At 53.2% G+C, this 19,220-nt stretch carries 19 protein-coding genes; 15 read left to right on the plus strand and 4 right to left on the minus strand.

From position 1 onward, the window contains the following. Positions 1 to 3: 3 nt before the first annotated feature. The 9 genes from nusA to pnp all read left to right on the plus strand — a co-directional run bounded on the left by nusA (position 4) and on the right by pnp (position 9,164). Positions 4 to 1,254: a transcription termination factor NusA gene (nusA, locus tag TDIS_RS06955; RefSeq protein WP_068670706.1), complete on the plus strand. Its 1,251-nt coding sequence runs from the start codon at positions 4 to 6 to the stop codon at positions 1,252 to 1,254. Further along, positions 1,241 to 1,555 (plus strand): YlxR family protein, encoded by a 315-nt coding sequence (locus TDIS_RS06960; protein WP_068670708.1) that lies wholly within the window; start codon positions 1,241 to 1,243, stop codon positions 1,553 to 1,555. The genes nusA and TDIS_RS06960 overlap by 14 nt, the downstream gene beginning before the upstream one ends. Then, entirely contained in the window at positions 1,533 to 4,121 is a 2,589-nt protein-coding gene (infB, locus tag TDIS_RS06965) for a translation initiation factor IF-2 (protein WP_068670710.1), read from the plus strand. The genes TDIS_RS06960 and infB overlap by 23 nt, the downstream gene beginning before the upstream one ends. Positions 4,122 to 4,129: 8 nt before the next feature. Then, the gene (locus TDIS_RS06970) at positions 4,130 to 4,420 is read left to right on the plus strand and encodes a DUF503 domain-containing protein (RefSeq protein WP_068670712.1); all 291 of its coding nucleotides are present in this window, start codon (positions 4,130 to 4,132) and stop codon (positions 4,418 to 4,420) included. Positions 4,421 to 4,436: 16 nt separating this feature from the next. Further along, complete coding sequence (gene rbfA / locus TDIS_RS06975) at positions 4,437 to 4,784, plus strand: 30S ribosome-binding factor RbfA (RefSeq protein WP_161939497.1); 348 nt, start codon at positions 4,437 to 4,439, stop codon at positions 4,782 to 4,784. Further along, positions 4,759 to 5,736, plus strand: coding sequence for a DHH family phosphoesterase (locus TDIS_RS06980; RefSeq protein ID WP_068670716.1), 978 nt, complete (start codon positions 4,759 to 4,761; stop codon positions 5,734 to 5,736). Before rbfA ends, TDIS_RS06980 begins: the two co-directional genes overlap by 26 nt. Positions 5,737 to 5,738: 2 nt before the next feature. After that, complete coding sequence (gene truB / locus TDIS_RS06985; RefSeq protein ID WP_068670718.1) at positions 5,739 to 6,677, plus strand: tRNA pseudouridine(55) synthase TruB; 939 nt, start codon at positions 5,739 to 5,741, stop codon at positions 6,675 to 6,677. An 80-nt stretch (positions 6,678 to 6,757) separates the two neighbouring features. Beyond that, on the plus strand, positions 6,758 to 7,027 hold the full coding sequence (gene rpsO / locus TDIS_RS06990; protein WP_068670720.1) for a 30S ribosomal protein S15: 270 nt from the start codon (positions 6,758 to 6,760) through the stop codon (positions 7,025 to 7,027). Between the two features lie 19 nt (positions 7,028 to 7,046). Continuing rightward, positions 7,047 to 9,164 carry a polyribonucleotide nucleotidyltransferase gene (gene pnp, locus TDIS_RS06995; RefSeq protein WP_068670722.1) on the plus strand — a complete coding sequence of 706 codons (2,118 nt, stop codon included), beginning with the start codon at positions 7,047 to 7,049 and terminating at the stop codon, positions 9,162 to 9,164. Here pnp and argF read toward each other — a convergent pair. Further along, complete coding sequence (argF, locus tag TDIS_RS07000) at positions 9,153 to 10,061, minus strand: ornithine carbamoyltransferase (protein ID WP_068670724.1); 909 nt, start codon at positions 10,059 to 10,061, stop codon at positions 9,153 to 9,155. The genes pnp and argF overlap by 12 nt on opposite strands. 53 nt (positions 10,062 to 10,114) lie before the next feature. Here argF and TDIS_RS07005 point away from each other — a divergent pair, with 53 nt between their 5' ends. Further along, positions 10,115 to 10,780 (plus strand): 5-formyltetrahydrofolate cyclo-ligase, encoded by a 666-nt coding sequence (locus tag TDIS_RS07005; protein ID WP_068670726.1) that lies wholly within the window; start codon positions 10,115 to 10,117, stop codon positions 10,778 to 10,780. Here the strand turns inward: TDIS_RS07005 and TDIS_RS07010 are convergent. Both TDIS_RS07010 and TDIS_RS07015 read right to left on the minus strand, forming a co-directional pair. Then, positions 10,674 to 11,675 carry a potassium channel family protein gene (locus tag TDIS_RS07010; RefSeq protein WP_068670728.1) on the minus strand — a complete coding sequence of 334 codons (1,002 nt, stop codon included), beginning with the start codon at positions 11,673 to 11,675 and terminating at the stop codon, positions 10,674 to 10,676. The two genes, TDIS_RS07005 and TDIS_RS07010, sit on opposite strands and share 107 nt — an antisense overlap. A 1-nt stretch (position 11,676) precedes the next feature. Continuing rightward, positions 11,677 to 13,359, minus strand: a complete 1,683-nt coding sequence (locus tag TDIS_RS07015) for a phosphoheptose isomerase (protein WP_068670730.1) — start codon at positions 13,357 to 13,359, stop codon at positions 11,677 to 11,679. A gap of 117 nt (positions 13,360 to 13,476) precedes the next feature. Between TDIS_RS07015 and TDIS_RS07020 the strand changes: the two genes are divergently transcribed. From TDIS_RS07020 to TDIS_RS07040, 5 genes are read left to right on the plus strand one after another with little or no spacing between them, the layout of a single operon-like run. Next, on the plus strand, positions 13,477 to 14,361 hold the full coding sequence (locus tag TDIS_RS07020) for a branched-chain amino acid ABC transporter permease (protein ID WP_068670731.1): 885 nt from the start codon (positions 13,477 to 13,479) through the stop codon (positions 14,359 to 14,361). Between the two features lie 2 nt (positions 14,362 to 14,363). Next, positions 14,364 to 15,311 (plus strand): branched-chain amino acid ABC transporter permease, encoded by a 948-nt coding sequence (locus TDIS_RS07025; protein ID WP_068670733.1) that lies wholly within the window; start codon positions 14,364 to 14,366, stop codon positions 15,309 to 15,311. Next, positions 15,292 to 16,062 (plus strand): ABC transporter ATP-binding protein, encoded by a 771-nt coding sequence (locus TDIS_RS07030; RefSeq protein WP_068670735.1) that lies wholly within the window; start codon positions 15,292 to 15,294, stop codon positions 16,060 to 16,062. Before TDIS_RS07025 ends, TDIS_RS07030 begins: the two co-directional genes overlap by 20 nt. 37 nt (positions 16,063 to 16,099) lie before the next feature. Continuing rightward, positions 16,100 to 17,269 carry an ABC transporter substrate-binding protein gene (locus TDIS_RS07035; RefSeq protein ID WP_068670800.1) on the plus strand — a complete coding sequence of 390 codons (1,170 nt, stop codon included), beginning with the start codon at positions 16,100 to 16,102 and terminating at the stop codon, positions 17,267 to 17,269. Next, complete coding sequence (locus TDIS_RS07040) at positions 17,256 to 17,705, plus strand: phosphatidylglycerophosphatase A family protein (RefSeq protein ID WP_068670737.1); 450 nt, start codon at positions 17,256 to 17,258, stop codon at positions 17,703 to 17,705. The genes TDIS_RS07035 and TDIS_RS07040 overlap by 14 nt, the downstream gene beginning before the upstream one ends. Before the next feature lie 279 nt (positions 17,706 to 17,984). Here the strand turns inward: TDIS_RS07040 and TDIS_RS07050 are convergent, their stop codons facing one another. Then, a complete protein-coding gene (locus tag TDIS_RS07050) occupies positions 17,985 to 19,193 on the minus strand; it encodes a type II secretion system protein (RefSeq protein ID WP_068670744.1) in 1,209 nt (402 codons plus the stop codon). Positions 19,194 to 19,220: the final 27 nt, after the last annotated feature.

Here is a 19,220-nt window from a genome sequence, read left to right on the forward strand (position 1 = left end):
ATCATGGCCGAGGATGTAAGGAAAATTGTGGAGATCATGAGCAAAGAGAAGGGGCTACCGAAGGATGTGATCATTTCAGCCCTGGTGGAGGGTATGCGCACCGCGGCCAAAAAACGCTTGGGGTCACAGGCCGAAGTGGAAGCCATCTATAACGAGGAAGAAGGCAAGATCGAAGTCTATCGTCTATACGAGGTGGTTGAGGAGGTCCACAATCCGGAAAAGGAAATTTCGCTGGCAGAGGCCCGCAAGAAGAACGCTTCGGTACGAGTGGGAGATACCATTGGCGAGCCGGTCAATATCAAAGACCTCGGCCGTATCGCCGCCCAACTTACCAAGCAGATCCTAACCCAGAAGATCCGAGGAGCCGAAAAGGAACTCATTTATCAGGAATATAAAGACAAAGTGGGACAAGTGGTGAGTGGTTTTGTGCACCGATTCAGTCGCAAGGATGTCATCCTCTCTATAGGACGGGCCGAAGCCATGCTTCCCGAAAACGAACAGATCCCTACGGAACGCTATCACAGAGGAGAAAGGCTTAAGGCCCTTATCCTTGAGGTTCGCCGCACTGGTGATCCCCAAATCATCGTCTCCCGCACTCATCCGGAATTTCTAAAGAAACTCTTTGAACGGGAAGTTCCCGAGATTCGGGAAGGGATCGTCAAAATTGTAGCGGTGGCCCGAGAACCCGGAAGGCGAGCCAAGATGGCCGTAACTTCAAAGGATCCCGACGTCGATCCGGTAGGAGCCTGCGTGGGACTGAGGGGCTCAAGGGTCCAAGTGGTGGTGCAGGAGCTCAAGGGAGAAAAAATAGACATCATTCCCTGGGATCCCGATCCGGCCAAATTGGTCTATAACGCCCTTTCGCCTGCGGAATGCACGCAGGTCATCGTAGACGAGGAGAACAAGACCCTTGAGGTCATTGTGCCAGATGACCAGCTCTCGCTGGCTATCGGCCGTGAGGGTCAAAACGTGCGGCTGGCCTCTAAACTGCTTGGCTGGCGGATTGACGTTTATAGTGAAAGCCAGTACGCTCGAAGGCAAGACCCAGAATTTCTAAAAATGCTTGAAATCGATGGGCTTTCGGAGGAAGTGGCCGGAAGATTATATGATAATGGATTTAAGAGTCTTAAAGAACTTGCGGATGCCGAGCCAGAAAAGATTGCAGAGGTTGGCCGAATAAAACTCTCGGAGGCCGAAGAGTTGATAAGGAAAGCCAGGGAGAAGCTCTCCGCGGGGGGCGATGGGCAAGGGTAAACACGTTCCCATCCGAACCTGCATTTTTTGTGGCCGAAAGATGGCTAAGTATGAGTTGCTACGGCTCGTTCTTGATGATGAAAAGCGCCCGATATGGGACAGAAAAAAATGTCTTCCCGGAAGGGGAGCTTACGTATGTCCTAGAGACGAATGCCTTCGTAAACTCGAAACCCAGAAAGGGAGGCGGCGTCTGGCCAAGGCCTTCAGAGGGCGTCTGGCCAGAGAAAATCCCGAACTTTTTAAAGTGCTTATAGAAGCCGCAGGAGGCCAGGATAAATATGACCAAAATCAGGATTTATGACCTCGCAAAGGAGCTTGAGATTTCCCCTAAAGAGTTAGCCGAAAAGATCAAAGCTATGGGGATAGAGATCAAAAGTCATTCCTCCACCCTTACGGAGGAAGAAGTGGAAAGGGTAATGGACATAATTTCTGAGGAAAAGAAACGGCCCGAGCCGAAAGAAAGCCCGAAGGTTTCTGAAGAGGAGGAGAAGTCTTCTCCTCAGGCCATCATCATAAAAAGACGTGAGGAAAAGGAAGCCAAGCCCAAGCGCATCAAGCTCAAGATTCGCCGCAAAAAGCCCAAGGCTGAAGAAGCCGCCCCTCCTGAACCCGTTCCCGAAAAAGGGCCTCCTGAGGCTAAACCCCTAGAAGCTCCCGAAGAAGTAGCTCCTCCAGAAAAGCCGAAGGAAGAACCTGAAGGCAAACCCGAAGAAACCATCGAACTCAAGGCTCGTATAATCTCTAGGATAGAGACCGAAAAATTTGTCCCTGAAAAGAAACCCAAAAAGCGGATAGTCAAGGACTTCAAACCTCGCAAGCCGGCGCCACCTCCACCTCCGGAAGAGGTCAAGGAAGAAAAAGAAAAGGAAAAGAAAAAGAAGAAGGTTAAAGTCGAACGACCGGAAGCGGAAGAGAAGCCCAAGAAAAAGAGTAAGAAAAAAGGCGCTCCTCCTAAAAGAGAACGGGAAGAGATCCTTGAGGAACTGGAATTGATGGAGGAACTCGAAAAAGAGCCCGAAGGGCTCGAAATGCTAGCCGAAGAGGAGGAAAAGGAGGAGGCCAAGAAGGTTTCCCAAGAGAAAAAGGTTGAAAGGCCTCCTACCCTTCCTCCCAAGAAGAAAAAGATCAAAGTCCATGAAACTATTCAAGTGGGAGAACTGGCCAAGCTCATGGGGGTTCGGGCCGCGGATCTCATCAAGAAGTTCATGGAACTCGGTACCATGGTGACCATCAATCAATCTATCGATGCCGAGACCGCGGCTATCGTGGCCTCGGAGTTCGGATACGAGGTCGAGGCCGCCACAGTGGAGGAGGAGGCCCTTCTAGAGTACGTGCCACCTTCTCCAGAGGAACTAAAACCCCGGCCTCCTATCGTGACCGTTATGGGACACGTGGATCACGGTAAGACCACCCTGCTTGATGCCATCCGGCACACGGATGTAGCCGCTAAGGAGGCCGGTGGTATCACCCAGCACATTGGAGCCTACAAGGTGAAGCTCCCCGATGGGCGAGAAATTACCTTTATCGACACTCCGGGACACGAGGCCTTTACCTCCATGCGAGCGCGCGGGGCCCAAGTTACGGACATTGTGATCTTGGTAGTGGCCGCTGATGACGGGGTCATGGATCAAACCAGAGAAGCCATTGATCATGCTAAGGCAGCCGGAGTCCCTATCGTAGTAGCCATCAATAAGATAGACAAGCCCGAGGCCAATCCCGAACGAGTAAAGAGCGAACTTGCGGAACTCGGGCTGGTCCCTGAGGACTGGGGTGGCGAAACCCTTATGGTTGAAATTTCGGCCAAGAAACGGCAGGGTATAGAGGATCTCCTTGAACTAGTCTTGCTTCAGGCCGAAATGCTTGATCTCAAAGCCGCCCCGGATCGTCCGGCTCGGGGACGTATTATTGAAAGCCGGCTCGATAAAGGCAAAGGGCCGGTGGCCACGGTCATCATCCAAGAAGGCACCCTCCGGGAGGGCGATCCCTTTGTGGCCGGTATGACCTACGGCCGGGTGCGGGCCATGCTAGATGAGTACGGTCGGAGGCTGAAGGAGGCTCCTCCGGCCACTCCGGTGGAAATCCTCGGTTTTGAAGAAGTCCCCCAGGCCGGTGACGACTTCATCGTGATGCCGGACGAAACTAAAGCTCGCCGGGTGGCTGAATATCGGCAGAGAAAGGCTCGCGAGGCCGAAGCCGCCAAAGAGGCCAGGCTTTCCCTGGAAAAGGTCTTCGAGAAGCTTCAGGAAGGCGAGATCAAAGAACTCAAGATCGTTCTCAAGGCCGATGTCCAAGGAACCCTTGAGGCTCTCTCCGACGCCCTCCGCAAACTCTCCACCGAAGAGGTCCGGGTGACCATCATCCGTTCCGGGATCGGAGCCATTTCCGAAAGCGATGTCATGCTAGCAGCGGCTTCGGAGGCCATCGTCATAGGTTTTAACGTCCGGCCCACCTCCAAAGCCAAAGAAATCGCCAAACAGGAAAAAGTGGATATCCGCTATTATGACGTCATCTATCACGCCCTTGAAGAGATCAAAAAAGCCCTTTCCGGGTTGCTCGAGCCCGAATATGAGGAGAGGCTCTTGGGGGTGGCCGAAGTGCGGGCTACCTTCCGGGTGCCTAAAGTGGGCACGGTAGCGGGTTGTTACGTAAAAGAAGGGAAAATCGTCCGTGGAGGAAACGTGCGCCTCCTCCGGGAAGGAGTGGTGGTTTATACCGGAAAGATCGCCTCCCTCAAACGCTTCAAGGAAGACGTCAGGGAAGTGGCAGCCGGTTATGAGTGTGGTGTTGGGCTCGAAAACTTCAACGACATCAAAGAAGGCGATATGCTCGAAGTCTACGAGATGGTAGAAATCAAGCGGGAGATTTAATCACCGTCATGGTGGTAGGAGTGGTGCGCATGGAATTCTTCATTCCGGGGAACAACTCCCTTAAAGGAAAGAGACAACTCGTAAAGAGCTTGCTTCACCGCCTTGAGGCTCGGTTCAAGAAACTTTCGGTGGCCGAGGTTGATGAGCAGGACCTCTGGCAGAAGGCTGTGATCGGGATCTCCACCGTAGGTACCGATAAAGCTCTGGTGGACCGGCGTCTTAATCAGGTCCTTTCCTTTGTAGAAGACTTCGATGGCCTTGAACTCGTTTCCGCGGAAATAGATTTTATTTCCTATTGAAATGCACTATCGTCATTTGCGAGTTGCCGAACTCATAAAAGAAGCCTTGGGGCTCATTTTACTAGAAGATATCCGGGATCCGGACCTTCAAGGCCTTATCACCATCTCTGAAGTAGAGGTCACCCCTGATCTTAAAAGGGCTCGGGTCTACTACCGTGTTCACGGCGAAGACGAGGAATGGGCTCGAGCAGAAAGGGGGTTCAAACGGGCTCGCAAATACATTCGACACCTCATTGGGGAACACGTCTTCCTGAAATATATTCCAGAAATAGATTTTTTCCCCGATCGTCGGCCGGAAGATCTGGAAAAGTTCGAAAAAGTCTTTCGGGATCTGTCATATGGAAAGGATCAAGAAGATTCTTGAGGGAGAAAGATATTTTATCCTGGCCACCCATGTAAATCCGGATGCCGATGGTCTCTCCTCGGTGCTGGCCATGACCTTGGCCCTCAAGAACCAGGGAAAAGTGGCCCTGCCGCTTGTGGAAGAAGCTCCTCCGGCTTTCCTTGATTTTCTGCACGGTTTCAGGGAATTGCGAATTCCCGAGGACTTGCACCAGGAGAATCTTCCTTTGAGAGAAGCCGTGGCCATGGTCTTCGATCTTTCGGAGGAACACCGTCTGGGAAAAGTTGCAGAAGTGGTCAAGGAGACCAAAGAACGCGTCATCCTGGATCACCACGCCTTAGCCGGCAAATCACTTCCAGGGGTAAGACTCATCGATCCCAAGGCCTCGGCCACCGCCCTTTTGGTGCTGAGAGTGCTTGAGAGTCTAAATTGGCCTATCTCGGCGGAGGTGGCCGAAAACCTTTATGCCGGCCTCTATAGTGACACTGGCGGTTTCCGGTTTGAAAACACCGGGGAGGATACTTTTTTGGCGGCCGCTAGGCTGGTTCGTCTCGGGGCTAGACCGGCCTTCGTAGGCGAAAAGCTCCTAGAAAATTATCCCCCGGCTCGGTTCGAACTCCTGAAAAGGGTCCTTGCCCGTCGAGAGATCCTGGCCGGGGGAAAGGCCGTCCTTTCTTACCTGACCCTATCGGATTTCGAAGAAGTCGGAGCCCGACCTACAGAGGCCGAAGACTTTGCCACTTTCTTGAGGAGTATGCGTGGCGTGGAACTTTCGGCCTTAATCAAAGAAATCCGTCCCGGAGAGATTGGGGTAAGTCTCCGGAGTCGAGGGACCATCAACGTGGCCGAATTGGCCTTCCAAGAGGGCGGAGGCGGACATCTCAGGGCCGCTGGTTTCAAGAAAAATGGTTTTACCGTAGAGGAGGTAGTGGCCCTGGTCAGAAGCAAGATCCTCGTGGTTCTAGGAGGTTAAAGATGGCTAGAAACTTAAACGGAGTCCTCGTTCTAGACAAACCCAAAGATATAAGCTCCACCGAGGCGGTGGAAAGGATAAAGAAAATCCTGAGAGTTCGCAAAGCCGGACACGGAGGTACTCTGGACCCCTTTGCCACCGGAGTCCTCCCCATTTGCATCGGAAAAGGGACCAAGATTGCGCAGTTCATCTTGGAGGGCGACAAAGTCTATGAAGGCTGTTTCGAACTGGGGATTGTTACGGACACTTACGACCTTACCGGAGAGGTAATAGAAAAGAACCCCGTTCCGGAACTTTCGGCGGAAGAAATCGGAAAGGTGATGGAAGGCTTTCTGGGAATCATTGAGCAGGTCCCCCCACCCTATTCGGCCGCGAAATACAAGGGACGACCTCTCTACAAATGGGCCCGGAAAGGCATCAAGATCGAAAAAAAGCCCAAAAAGGTAGAAATTTTAGAATTTAGACTCAAAAAATTCGAATCTCCCCGGGTCTATTTCGAAGTTTATTGTAGCAAGGGGACTTACGTTCGTTCCTTGATCCATGAGGTGGGACAGAGACTGAACTGCGGGGCCGTGCTCGTAGAACTTCGGCGCATACGCAAGGGACCTTTTACCATTGAAGAGGCTTTGGCTTTCGAGGAAATCGAAAAACTCGCCCAAGAAGAAAGGCTTATGGAAAAGATAATCTCACCGGCAGAGGCCCTGTCCTTCATACCGGCCGTCACGATTTCGACGAGCATGGCCCAGAGAATAAGGCAGGGCCGCCCGGTTTCCCTGAACGTCCTAGGAAATCTGATAAAACTCCAGAAAGTGCCCCGGAAACACCGAGTTCCCTGGCTCAGAATCGTAACTGAGGAGGGAGACCTGGTAGCCGTAACATACTATCCGGAAAAACTCTCTGGAAACGGTTGGGCCGAGATGTTGCGGGTTTTCGTTTCCTGAGTTTAGATTAGGGTAAGCTCCGGGGAAGGCCGATGAATCCTCCCAGGGGCTTAAATTTATATTGAAAAAGGAGGTTGACTATGCCGCTTGATCCCGAGATTAAAACCGAGATCATCAAGAAATTTCAGCGTCATGAAGGAGATACAGGCTCTCCCGAAGTACAGATTGCCCTTCTTACAGCCCGGCTCAAACAGTTGGAAGAACACTTCAAGGTCCACAAGAAGGACCACCATTCCCGACGAGGGCTTCTCAAACTAGTTGGTCGTCGGCGAAAGCTGCTCAACTACCTGCGGCGTACGGATTTTGCCCGTTACCGTAAGCTGGTACAGGAACTGGGGTTGAGAGGCTAAAAATCAAGTGGAGGCATAGATGCATCGTGTAGAAACCGAGATAAATGGGCGGAAATTCGTCCTTGAAACTGGAAAGATGGCCAAGCAGGCCCACGGAGCGGTCCTGGTTAGCTACGGCGACACGGTGGTGCTGGTTACGGCCGTGGCTTCAGAAGAAACTCGCGACATGGATTTTTTGCCCCTTACAGTGGAATATCAGGAGATGTACTACGCCGCCGGGCGTATTCCCGGAGGCTATTTTAAACGTGAACTAGGGCGGCCTAGTGAAAAGGAGACCATCACCGCCCGTCTCATCGATCGGCCTATAAGGCCGCTTTTTCCAAAGAACTGGCGTTACGATACCCAAGTCATAGCCACCGTACTTTCGCTCGATCCGGAAATCGACCCTGACATCCTGGCCATTACCGGGGCCTCTGCGGCCCTTGAAATCTCGCACATCCCTTTCTCTGGCCCCATCGCGGCCGTACGAGTGGGCCGTATAAATGGTGAGTTCGTACTCAATCCCCGGGCCTCGGAGCTCAAGGAGAGTGAACTCAATCTGGTGGTAGCCGGGAGCGAAGAAGCCATCGTGATGGTAGAGGGCATGGCCCGGGAGGTTCCCGAAGCCGTGATGGAAGAGGCCCTGTTTTTTGCCCACGAAGCCTTGAAACCTCTTATTACTCTTCAGAAGGAACTCCGTGAGAAAGTTGGACGTCCTAAACTTGAGATCCCGGAGCCTCAACCCGACGAGGTCCTCAGGGAACGGGTCTGGCGTCTGGCCGAAGAAAAACTTGAAGAAATTTTGAGTACCCCAGGCAAGGTAGAACGTAACCGCAAGCGCAGGGAACTCTACGCTACGGTCCTTTCCGTTTTGGGAGAAGAGGTTCTCGGCCGGGAAGCCGAAGTGCGGGAATATCTGGATGAACTTGAAAAGAAGCGCATGCGAGAGATGGTCCTCAACCAGGGACGAAGAATCGATGGCCGAGGACCGAAGGACATCCGGCCCATTTTCTGTGAAGTCAACGTCCTTCCAAGGACCCATGGTTCGGCCCTTTTTACCCGCGGTGAGACTCAGGTTCTAGTAGTCACCACTTTAGGTAGCCCGGAAGAGGAACAACGCCTGGATCTTCCAGGGGAGGAAATCTTCAAGCATTTCATGCTCCACTACAATTTTCCTCCCTTCTGTGTGGGGGAAGTCAAGCCTCTTCGTGGTCCCTCCCGGCGTGAGATCGGACACGGAATGTTGGCCGAAAGGGCATTGACTCCGGTAATCCCAAATGAAGACGAGTTTCCTTACACCATTCGGGTAGTCTCTGATGTACTGGAATCTAACGGTTCCTCCTCCATGGCCACCGTCTGCGGGGCCACGCTTTCGCTCATGGACGCGGGTGTGCCCATCAAGGACATGGTAGCTGGCATCGCCATGGGCCTCATCAAGGAAGGTGACCAGGTGGTGGTGCTTACGGACATCCTGGGCGATGAGGACCGGATGGGAGACATGGACTTCAAGGTGGCTGGCACGGAGAAAGGCATCACGGCCTTCCAGATGGACGTCAAGATTGCGGGGATCACCCGAGAGATCATGACCCGAGCCCTGGAACAGGCCCGCGAGGCCCGACTGGCCATCCTTTCCAAGATGCGGGAAACGTTAGGCAAACCCCGGGAAAGCCTCTCGGCCTATGCCCCGAGGGTGCTTACCCTTGAAATCAATCCCGAAAAGGTGGGCCAGGTCATTGGTCCGGGGGGCAAGACCATCAAGGGTATCATCTCGGCCTGTGGTGACGTCAAGATCGACATCGATGATCAGACTGGCCTGGTAAGAATTTACTCTTCGGATCTCGAGAACGCCGAAAAGGCCGCCAAGATGATCAAAGAGCTCACCCAGGAGGCGGAGGTCGGCAAACTCTATCTCGGCAAGGTCACGCGGGTTACCGACTTCGGGGCCTTTGTGGAGCTCTTCCCCGGCACTATTGGCCTCATCCACATATCTCAGCTCGATCATCGTAGGGTACGCAAGGTCTCGGACATCTTGAAGGAAGGCGACGAGGTCATGGTCAAGGTCATAGACATCGACAAGGCCGGACGCATAAAACTCTCCCGAAAGGCCGCTCTTGAAGAATCGGTAAGGGAGCTTGAAGAGAAACCTTCAAGCGAGTAGATACTCCAGCACCGCGGCATGTAACCACATCTTGTTTTCAGATTGCTCCCAAACCACCGATTGTGGACCCTCCAGGACTTCCTCGGTGATCTCCTCTCCCCTGTGGGCTGGCAGGCAATGCAGCACGATAGCTCCAGGGGCCGCATGCTGCAGAAGTTCCTGGTTGACCTGGTAAGGTTGAAAGATCTGTCGACGCTCCGCCGCTTCGGCCTCCTGACCCATACTGGCCCAAACGTCGGTATTGATCACATCAGCCCCCTTGACGGCTTCTACCGGGTCCCGCGTAAGGAGAATAGGTTTCTTGGCGTGTTTTCTGGCCTCGGAAAACACGTCTTCGTCAGGATCGTAGCCCTCCGGACACGCAAGCCGTAATTCGAATCCGAAAAGGGCCGCGGCCTCCAACCAAGAATTGGCCATGTTGTTGCCGTCCCCCACCCAAGCCACTTTGAGATCTTCGAGCCTCCGGCCAGTTTCGACCACGGTCATGAGATCCGAAAGTACTTGACAGGGATGAAACTTATCCGATAGGCCGTTTATGATCGGCACCGAGGCATAGGCCGCAAGCTCGTCTACCACCTCCTGGCCGAAAGTCCGTACTACGATACCGTCCACATATCGGGAAAGCACCCGAGCCGTATCCTTCAAAGGTTCTCCCCGGGCAAGCTGAAGGTCGCGGGCCGAAAGAAAGATGGTCTCTCCGCCGAGCTTCAGCATAGCGGCCTCAAAAGAAACCCGCGTGCGGGTAGAAGGTTTTTCAAAAATCAAGGCCAGGATTTTACCCGTAAGTGGCCGGTGGGGTATTCCAGATTTCACTCTCTTTTTGAGTTCAAGTCCCCTCTTAATGAGGCTCTCGGCCTCCTCCACTTCAAGATCAAAGATGCGTCTTATGTGTCTCATGTTTTTACTCCTCAAAAGTGGTATAGTTGGGATTTAATTGCGGGAAGGGAAAGATGTCAAGCATAAAAGAAGAAAAAAATCGGCTCCGCAAAAAAATCCTGGCCGAAAGAGCCAGGCTTACGATAGAAGAAAGGAAAAATCTTTCCCGGAAAATCATAGAAAATCTCCTGGCCACCGAGATCTTCTCCCGGGCCGAAACGGTATTTCTCTTCGTATCCTTTGGAAGCGAGGTTGAAACCCTGGAACTTATAGGTCAAAGCCTCCTTCTCGGCAAGAAAGTGGCCCTACCTCGTACCCTCCTTTCGGAGAAGAAACTCGTTTTTCATCGGCTGTACACTCTGGGGGAACTCGTCCCCGGGGCTTATGGCATCCTAGAGGCGCCGACAAGAAATCCGGTAATCCCTCCGGAGGAGGCCGATCTAGTGGTTGTCCCGGGAGTGGCCTTTGATCGCAAGGGCCATCGTCTGGGCTACGGAGGCGGTTTTTACGACCGCATGTTCTCAGAGACTCAGGCCGTCAAAGTGGCCCTGGCCTTTTCCCTTCAGGTCCTCTCCGAGATTCCCACTGAACCTCACGATATAAGGGTGGACTATATCCTTACGGAGAAGGAACTCATTTCTTGCCGGAAGCCAGTTCCTCAAGACGCGCAAGACCTTTTCTCTCTCCGAGAGCGATCAAGACGTCTCCAGACTCAAGCACGTACTGCGGCGGGGGATTGAAGACCATGTCCCCCGAAAGTTTTTTCACCGCCAAGATGATGGCCCCGGAAATTTCTCGAATGCGGCTCGATATTAAGTCTTTGCCCACTAACGAAGACTTCGGACAGAGCCTAACCTCCTCGAGCTGTAGCTCCAGGTTGATCTCTGGCGTAGTAAGTTCAAGAAAATCGGTGACCGCGGGCCGCAGGAGGGCCAAGGCCATCCGGCGAGCTCCGATGAGATAAGGCGAGAAGACCTTGTTGGCTCCGGCCTGACGCAGACGCTTGACCACCTTCTCGTCGTCCGCCCGGGCCATGATGAAGATGCGGGGGTTGAGGCTGCGGGCGGTAAGGGTAATGTACACGTTGTCGGCGTCAGAGCGAAGGACAGTGACCAGCCCACGGGCCCTCTCAATCCCGGCCTTTATCAAAACCTCCTCGTTGGTGGCATCCCCCTCGATGAAGAGGAAGCCCTCAGCTTCGATTTCTTCGATCACGGCGGGATCGTTCTCGATGACCACAAAGGGCAGTTCCCGGGCAATCAGATTACAGATGTGCTTGCCGATACGACCGTAACCGCAGACGATGTAGTGATCCTTCAAAGCCTGGATCTTCTTCTCCACCTGTCGCCTCCCGAAGACATTCTGAATGGTCCCTGAAAGGACCACCTCACTTATAAGTCCGAAGGCGTAAAAGAAAAGCCCCGCCCCTCCAAGAATCAAAAAAATGGCAAAAACCTTGCCGGCCTCGGTCTGGGGCACGATGTCGCCGTATCCCACGGTGGAGATGGTGATCACCGTAAAGTAAAGGGCCTTGAAAAAGGAAAGCCCCTCAATGAAATAGAACCCCAAGGTGCCCACGGAAAGAAGAAAAATCAAGAAGAAAAACCCGAGGGCAATACGTTTAAAATGATGCATATTATAGTCTTAAGGCTTCTTCAAAAAGATCATAAAGCCTCTTCAGATCCTCCTGATAATTTTCACCGAGGTGAATGTGAATAACCGGCCGTTTGGCCTCCTCCAGGGCTCGGAAATCACCATAAGCCTGGGCGAACTGGAGATCCCAAAAAGTGATATCTTCCCCAGGAATAATTTGTTCCGGCCGTCGGCCCTTGCGCGTGAAGATCACAAAGCGGCCCGAGAGGGTCCCGCCCTTGAAGAGCTGACCGGTAGAGTGAAGGTAACGAGGCCCAAAACCGAAGATCGTGCTACACTGCCGGCGACCGCGGATAAGGGTCCTAAGGTCTCGGAAGAATTCCTCAAGTTCCGGCTCCGGTGGCAGGAAGGCCAAGAGTCCCACGTAGCCCCAGGGAGGCATTTCCTGGAAGAACTTCTTCACCAAAGCCGAAAGTCGGGGATACTCGATCTTCGTGGTCTCTGCGTAAAGGAAGCCAATCCCCAAAGCCTCATCCAAATAGAACTCAACCGGAAACTCGCCGGTCTTCTTGAACTCGGAAAGAAACTCTCTGGTCTTCTGTTTGGTCCGAACCACATCCGGCTCGTCGAAAGGATTTACCCCCATGAAGGCCCCGCAGAGGGCCACCGCTAGCTCCCAGCGCACGCATTCCGCAAAGATCTCGTAACGATCCTCTAGAAAATAGGTCTTGAGAGCAAAGTCCGCCTCCCGAAGATCGGAAAAGAGGCGCCTGTATAGGTTTTCCCGTCCGCGTAGGCCGATATAGACAAAATAACGGTCCGGACCATAGACCGTGGGTGAGCCCGGACTCTCGCCCACCACCGGAATGATGCCTACGAAGTTTTTGCCCAGGCTTTCAGCCACGAGCTGTTCTATCCAAAGGGCAAAAGTTCGAAGAAGAGGATCCGTCATAATAGTCAGTTTGTCCTTCCCGTGTACGAAGTGTTCGGTCATGAACTCCGCCAGCCAAGCCGAAAGATTGTACTCCCACGGAAGCTCTGGAAGGGAAGCCTCAAACATCTCCTCCGCCTTGGAAAGGGCCTTCTCCAAATCAAGCCCCATAAGGGCCGCCGGCAAAAGTCCCACCTCTGTCAAAGCCGCATACCGCCCCCCTACGTCTGGGGGATGGTGAAAAACTCGCAAGAAGCCCTTTTCCTGAGCCTCTTTTTCAAGTGGACTTCCCGGATCCGTTAAGGCTACGAACTTCGAGCCTGGTTCGATACCGGCGTCCTCAAGCTTTTTCCAGAAATAACGATACTGAGAGAGAGTTTCCACGGTAGTTCCAGACTTACTTGCGATCACGAAAAGGGTCTTCTCAAGGGACACCTCTTCCTCTATGCGGGCGATAACTTCAGGATCGTCGGTATCAAGGACCGTAAATCGAGGATACCCGGGCTGAGGACCAAAGATCTCCGCCAGGGCTAGAGGAAAGAGGCTAGAGCCTCCCATGCCGCACCATATGATTTCCTCGAAGCCCCCCTTGACCTCCTCGGCAAAAGCCGAAAGCTCAGAAATTTTGGGACGCATGCGTTCCACAGCTTTCACCCACCCGAGGCGGTGGGCTATCTTCTCCTTTTCGGTTGCCTCCGTGGTAAAGGCTTCCGGATCTCCGGTAAGGATTTTAGCCAGCAGAGCTTTTTTTTCCTCTTCGCTCATCCTGGAGGGTCTTCTGATTCTGGATTTCATCGGGCCTCCTTTCCCTGGCAGAAATCTTTTCCATAATACCTAACACATACTCCTTGCCAGACCAACCCTTTCGGTGATTGTCTGGGCCTCAATTTTAGGGTAGGGATTTAGGGGCATATGAGTGAGAGCAGCTTGTTCCTACAGTTCCTTTTCTCCGGGCTTACAGCCGGGGCTATCTATGCCCTGGTGGCGCTGGGATTTTGCGTAGTAGAAAATAGCCTCCGAATCGTAAACTTCGCCCAGGGGGACTTCCTCACTTTGGGTGGCTTTTTCATGACCACTTTTCTGCTATCCCTGAAGATACCCTGGCCGCTAGCGGCCCTATGTTCCATCCTGGCCGTAGGGCTCTGCGGATACCTGCTCGAACGCATAGCCCTGCGCTCGGCTAAGACCCACGATCCCTTGACATTGATCTTCATCACCATCGGAGCCTCCATCTTCATTCGGGGCCTCATTAAGCTTTTCTGGGGCAAGAACCCCCGTATATTTCCGCCGCTGATAACCGGAGAACCCATCAGACTACTCGGGGCCAGCCTTACCAGGGAAAGTCTTCTCATCCTCGCAGTAGGGTTCTTTTGCGTAACCATTCTGCACCTCTTTTATCGTGTAAGTCGATCGGGGAAGGCCCTTCGGGCCGTAGCCTATAGTCCGCGGGCCGCGGCCCTCATCGGACTCCCGGTAGGTTTCCTGAACTCGGTCTCCTTCTTTTTGGCCGGGGCCCTCGGAGCCGTGGCTGGGCTTCTCATCGTTCCGGTTACCGGGGTGAGCTTCGACACCGGGGTCATACTCGGGCTCAAAGGCTACGCTGCATCCGTTCTCGGGGGTTACGGGAGCTTCCCCGGCGCCATAGCCGGAGGACTGCTCTTGGGCGTGATGGAGGCCCTCGTGGCCGGTTTCATTTCGAGTGGTTTCCGGGACGTTTTCGCCTTTGCTCTCTTGTTCTGCGTGCTCGCAATAAAACCATCGGGACTTTTCGGAACGCATGAGGAGGAGAGAGTCTAACCGTGTCCTCAGGTCTTAAGAGGGATAGAAGAATTCTAGCCGGTCTGGCCACCGCTATAGGGATGATCCCTTTTTTGATTAACAACCCCTATTACCTCACAGTACTCAATCTCTCGGCCCTCAATATCCTGACCGTGTGCGGACTTACCCTTCTCATAGGTTATGCCGGTCAGATCTCTCTGGGGCATGCCGGGTTCTGGGCGTTAGGAGCTTACGGTTCGGCTCTCCTATCCCTTAAGACCGGTCTTAATCCCTGGCTCACTACCGCTCTGGCCTTAGGCTTTACCCTGGCTGTATCTGCGGGCATGGGTTTTACGGTCCTCCGCCTGAAAGGAAATTACCTAGTGATGGCCACCCTGGCCTTCAACCTTGCGGTTTACTTCTTCCTAGTCGAGGCCGAGGAGCTCACTGGTGGCCCCCCCGGGCTTCCAGGCATCCCACCCTATACCCTGGGAAGCCTAGCTTTCGTCACCGATCTTGCGGCTTACTACCTCATCTGGCCGGTGGTTCTCATTACGCTCTTTTTAACTTTCAATCTAGTCCACTCCGGGGAAGGCCGAGCCCTGCGGGCGCTCGCCTCGGGAGAGATCGCCGCCGCCTGTTTGGGCATCAATCCTAGACGATATAAGGTCTTGGCCTTCGTGTTGAGCGCGGCCTACGCCTCGCTTGCGGGCTCCCTCTACGCCCACTACTTCTCTTTTATTAGTCCCAAGACCTTTGACATCTTCTTTTCCGTGGAATTGGTGGCTATGTGCCTTTTTGGAGGCAAGGGCTCCCTTTGGGGAGCGGTCCTAGGAGCAGGCCTCCTGACCCCCTTACCCCACTTCCTCTCTATTTTTGACGAATACCGGGATCTGATCTACGGGGGCCTTCTGATGGGCGTGTTGATCTTCTTCCCCGATGGTCTTTCGGGGCTGATGAGGAAATTATATGGCCGAAAAGCGCCCTAAAATCCTCAAGGTGGAAAACCTATCCAAGAATTTTGGTGGGGTACAAGCCCTGCGGGGGGTCTCCCTGAATCTGCGTGCCGGAGAAATCTTGGGGCTCATCGGTCCCAATGGGGCTGGTAAGACCACCTTGATCAACATCGTCTCCGGGGTGGTCCGCGAGGATGCCGGCACCATCTTCTTTGAGGAACACCTTCTCAACGAACTATCTCCCTGGCAGAGGGCGGCCCTGGGGCTGGCCCGAACCTTCCAACACATTCAGATTTTTGCCGGCCTTACAGTCCTCGAAAATGTGATGTGCGGAGCACATCGTCTTCGAAAAACCGGTTTCTGGGAGACCTTTCTGAGGCTTCCCCGGGCTGTTGCCGAGGAGGATGAGTGCCGTCGGCAGGCCCTTTCTATCCTCAGCGAACTAGGACTTGCAGATAAGGCCAACCTTCCAGCCGAAAACCTCCCTTACGGGGAGCAAAAGAAAGTGGTCATAGCCCGGGCCCTCGCAAGTCGTCCTCGGGCTATTTTACTGGATGAGCCCGCCGGAGGTCTGAACGAAAAGGAAACTGAGGAACTTGGGGAAATCATCCTGAGGCTCCGGGAAAAGGGACTCGCCATTTTGCTCGTAGAGCACGATCTCAACCTGGTCATGAGGATCTGCGAGCGGGTGGTGGTGCTTAATCAGGGCGAGGTCATCGCCGAAGGTCCGCCTTGCGAGATCCAGAACGATCCTCGAGTCCTTGAAGCCTACCTCGGAAAATGATATGAAGCGGAAAACACTCAAGAAGGAGGTTGCCGCCATGAAAAAATGTGGTTTATGGGGCCTGGTTTCAATCTTTCTCTTTTTAATTTTTTCAGGATCTCTAGCGGCCAAAGAGCCCATCAAGATTGGAGCCTTCTTTGCCCTTTCTGGACCAGCGGCCTTTATCGGTACGCCCACCAAGCTCGTAGCCGAGATGGCCGTGGCGGAGATCAACAAGAAAGGGGGCATTAACGGCCGACCACTTGAACTGGTTATAGGCGATACCGAGGGTGACCCCAGCAAAGCCGTGGCCATTGCCAAGCGCTTCATTTACAAGGACAAGGTGGTGGCCATCATTGGCCCTACCCGCACCGGAACCGGTATGGCTGTGAAACCCATCGTGGAGGCCGCCCGCGTGCCCACCATCATGACCGTAGGGGGCGATCCGGTAATCATGGGAGGAAAGTTTGGTTCCTACCGCTACGTCTTCAAGACCCCTCAGCGCTCAAGCACCGCCGTTCGCAAGATCTATCAATACCTTAAGAAAAAAGGCCTCACCCGTATTGCTATCCTCACGGCCACCGACGGTTTTGGAAAAGACGGGCGCAAGTGGTTGAAAAAACTCGCCCCGGAATACGGCCTTACCATCGTGGCCGAAGAAGCCTTCAACCCTCGGGACACGGACATGACAGCCCAGCTCGCCAAAGTCTGGAAGGAAAATCCTCAGGCCCTCGTCGCCTGGACCATCGGGCCCGCTGGAGCCATCGTGGCCAAGAACGTCAAACAGCTCGGCATCACGGCCCCGCTCTTTCAGTGTCATGGTCTGCCTGATCCCAAGTACATCGAGCTCGCCGGACCGGCATCCGAGGGCAACCTCATGCCCTCCACCAAGCTCATGGCCTGGGAACAATTGCCAGACACCGATCCCCAGAAACCGGTGATCGCCCATTTCGTACACCTCTACAAGGAGGTGTACCACTACGACCGGAGGTTCCCTATCAATACCCACTCCGGCTACGCCTGGGACGCCATCATGATCCTGGCCCGGGCCCTGGAAAAAGTTGGGCCTGATCGGGAAAAACTTCGCGAGGCCATCGAGAACACCAAAGGCTATGTGGGCATAAGCGGGGTCTACAACATTACTCCCGAGGATCATAACGGTCTCGACGAGTCCTCCATGATCATTGTGAAGATAGTTAAAGGACACTGGGTCCTTGAGGATTACTAACCCCTGGCTCCTGCTAGCCACCTTTTTCGGTCTGGGAAAGATCCCCTGGGCCCCGGGCACCTGGGGCTCAGGGGTAGGGGTCCTCCTTTACTGGGCTACGGGAGATCTCCCTCTGTGGGGACAGCTCCTCTTTTTTGCTCTTCTCACTCTTCTGGGAACCCTGGCCTCCCACCGGGTGGCCTTGGCCCTGGGCCGAAAGGACCCTTCCTGCGTAATCATCGACGAGGTAGCCGGGGCCTATCTGGCCCTTCTGGGACACCCGGCTGATCCTTTACATTTGGTCGCGGGCTTTCTCCTCTTTCGGATTCTTGACATCTGGAAACCCTGGCCGATCAGAATCACCGAGAGACTTACCGGAGGCCTTGGCATCATGGCCGACGACCTGACCGCCGGAGGGATGGCGAACCTGTTGCTCTTCCTCCCGCAGATCCTGTGAGTCAGGCCGCCATCACCAGTTCTTTAGCACCTTCCACCCCATCGAATCTTTTAGAGCTTATTCCCGGCTTCCCGTAACACCCTCGATGTAGTATTCCAAATCTTAAGTTTAATTCGGAGGACTCTGGTTCCGGATAAAACACCAGCCCCTGGGTCTCTTCCTCCGGCCTCGCCTTTTCCACAGGGAAGGTCAGATAATGCGACCGCTCTCGGCATCATGGCCACCGATCTGGCCGCGGGATGGATTGCGAATCCAGTATTATAATTGAAAAATATAATATCAGTCACTAAGTACACCATTGTTATAACTCACTACACAATCTCGAGAGATATCTGCACTATAAGCATCATCGTAACTAAATTTGGTTTCACGTCCTCTACAGTTAGATTTTCTATATACAGTCGCACACTGGTTAAAACCAATAGATATAGAAGTAAACTCTATACACGAACCACTAGAAACACACAAAAAGCCAAATTTACTTCCCACTTCAACATATCTAGTACCCCCAACATTATTTACTATAATAGGCGTACCATAGGCGCATGTTCCGCCGCCTCCCCCGCCTCCGGGGCTTCCTGAAGAGTTTATGGTGAGAGCTAGAGTTTTTTGGGTGGTATTATTGTCCGCATCTTTAACAAAGAAAGTTAAACTAAAAGTCCCTGTAGCACTTGCGTTTCCGGAAATCTCAATCTGATCGCACTGATTCCAGGTGGGCTCACTGCTACAATTAGCAGAAATCGTGGCGCTACCGGTTCCACAGATAAAATCAATACCAGCTCCTTGAAGATTTGAGGGATCCTCCACACACCAACGATATTTTCCACCGCTGGTATAAGGCACCCCGCCGGCAGCATAGACCGTGGCGTTGTAAGAAGAACCCTCAAAACCGTAAGGCAATTCGTTGTTCAAAATCCGCAAATATTCTTCAGAATAAGGACACTTTAATTTGGCCTTAAGCTCGGCAAGACTGACATAACGCACCATGTCATCGTAGGGCTCAGGGCGATCCATATCAGTGGTGTAATCGTCTACATTTGGATATCCGGGAATATAAATGTGAGTAGTAGAACTGCCGGAAGTCTGAACATTGTAATTCGGTCCTCCGCTTATGATCACAAAAGCTATATTTTCGTGGGTGGCGTTGTCGTTGTCGTCTATTACCTGAAGGGAAGTGGTTTTACGAGCGCAGGCGCTACTTTTGGTCAATTCCAGGGCGGTAATACAGACAAAATCTTTCCCCCACACATCTTTAGCGTTTCTAAGATATTGACTACAGTTAGCCGAGTCAGGAAGGCGTCCATTATTAGTCAAGGCATATCCGAGTAAGGCCTCCACATTGGCCTCAAGCCGCTCCCGGTTCTGGTTGTAATGGACACGCTTGATGAGAAGCCCGACTATCCCTGCCCCTATCCCGGCGAGGACCCCCAGGACAACCAAAACAATGGCCAATTCAATGAGCGTAAAACCTCGCCTTCTGTCTTTCATTTTGTCATAAGTTCGGGAAAAATTCCT

This window comes from Thermosulfurimonas dismutans, from assembly GCF_001652585.1.
GTDB lineage: Bacteria > Desulfobacterota > Thermodesulfobacteria > Thermodesulfobacteriales > Thermodesulfobacteriaceae > Thermosulfurimonas > Thermosulfurimonas dismutans.

Coding starts and splice junctions, on each gene's coding strand:
- pnp (WP_068670722.1), top strand. CDS start 7,047: ATGCATCGTGTAGAAACCGAGATAAATGGGCGGAAATTCGTCCTTGAA.
- rpsO (WP_068670720.1), top strand. CDS start 6,758: ATGCCGCTTGATCCCGAGATTAAAACCGAGATCATCAAGAAATTTCAG.
- TDIS_RS06960 (WP_068670708.1), top strand. CDS start 1,241: ATGGGCAAGGGTAAACACGTTCCCATCCGAACCTGCATTTTTTGTGGC.
- TDIS_RS07030 (WP_068670735.1), top strand. CDS start 15,292: ATGGCCGAAAAGCGCCCTAAAATCCTCAAGGTGGAAAACCTATCCAAG.
- TDIS_RS07050 (WP_068670744.1), bottom strand. CDS start 19,193: ATGAAAGACAGAAGGCGAGGTTTTACGCTCATTGAATTGGCCATTGTT.
- truB (WP_068670718.1), top strand. CDS start 5,739: ATGGCTAGAAACTTAAACGGAGTCCTCGTTCTAGACAAACCCAAAGAT.
- TDIS_RS07020 (WP_068670731.1), top strand. CDS start 13,477: ATGAGTGAGAGCAGCTTGTTCCTACAGTTCCTTTTCTCCGGGCTTACA.
- infB (WP_068670710.1), top strand. CDS start 1,533: ATGACCAAAATCAGGATTTATGACCTCGCAAAGGAGCTTGAGATTTCC.
- TDIS_RS07005 (WP_068670726.1), top strand. CDS start 10,115: ATGTCAAGCATAAAAGAAGAAAAAAATCGGCTCCGCAAAAAAATCCTG.
- TDIS_RS07035 (WP_068670800.1), top strand. CDS start 16,100: ATGAAAAAATGTGGTTTATGGGGCCTGGTTTCAATCTTTCTCTTTTTA.
- argF (WP_068670724.1), bottom strand. CDS start 10,061: ATGAGACACATAAGACGCATCTTTGATCTTGAAGTGGAGGAGGCCGAG.
- TDIS_RS06970 (WP_068670712.1), top strand. CDS start 4,130: ATGGTGGTAGGAGTGGTGCGCATGGAATTCTTCATTCCGGGGAACAAC.
- TDIS_RS06980 (WP_068670716.1), top strand. CDS start 4,759: ATGGAAAGGATCAAGAAGATTCTTGAGGGAGAAAGATATTTTATCCTG.
- nusA (WP_068670706.1), top strand. CDS start 4: ATGGCCGAGGATGTAAGGAAAATTGTGGAGATCATGAGCAAAGAGAAG.
- TDIS_RS07015 (WP_068670730.1), bottom strand. CDS start 13,359: ATGAAATCCAGAATCAGAAGACCCTCCAGGATGAGCGAAGAGGAAAAA.
- TDIS_RS07010 (WP_068670728.1), bottom strand. CDS start 11,675: ATGCATCATTTTAAACGTATTGCCCTCGGGTTTTTCTTCTTGATTTTT.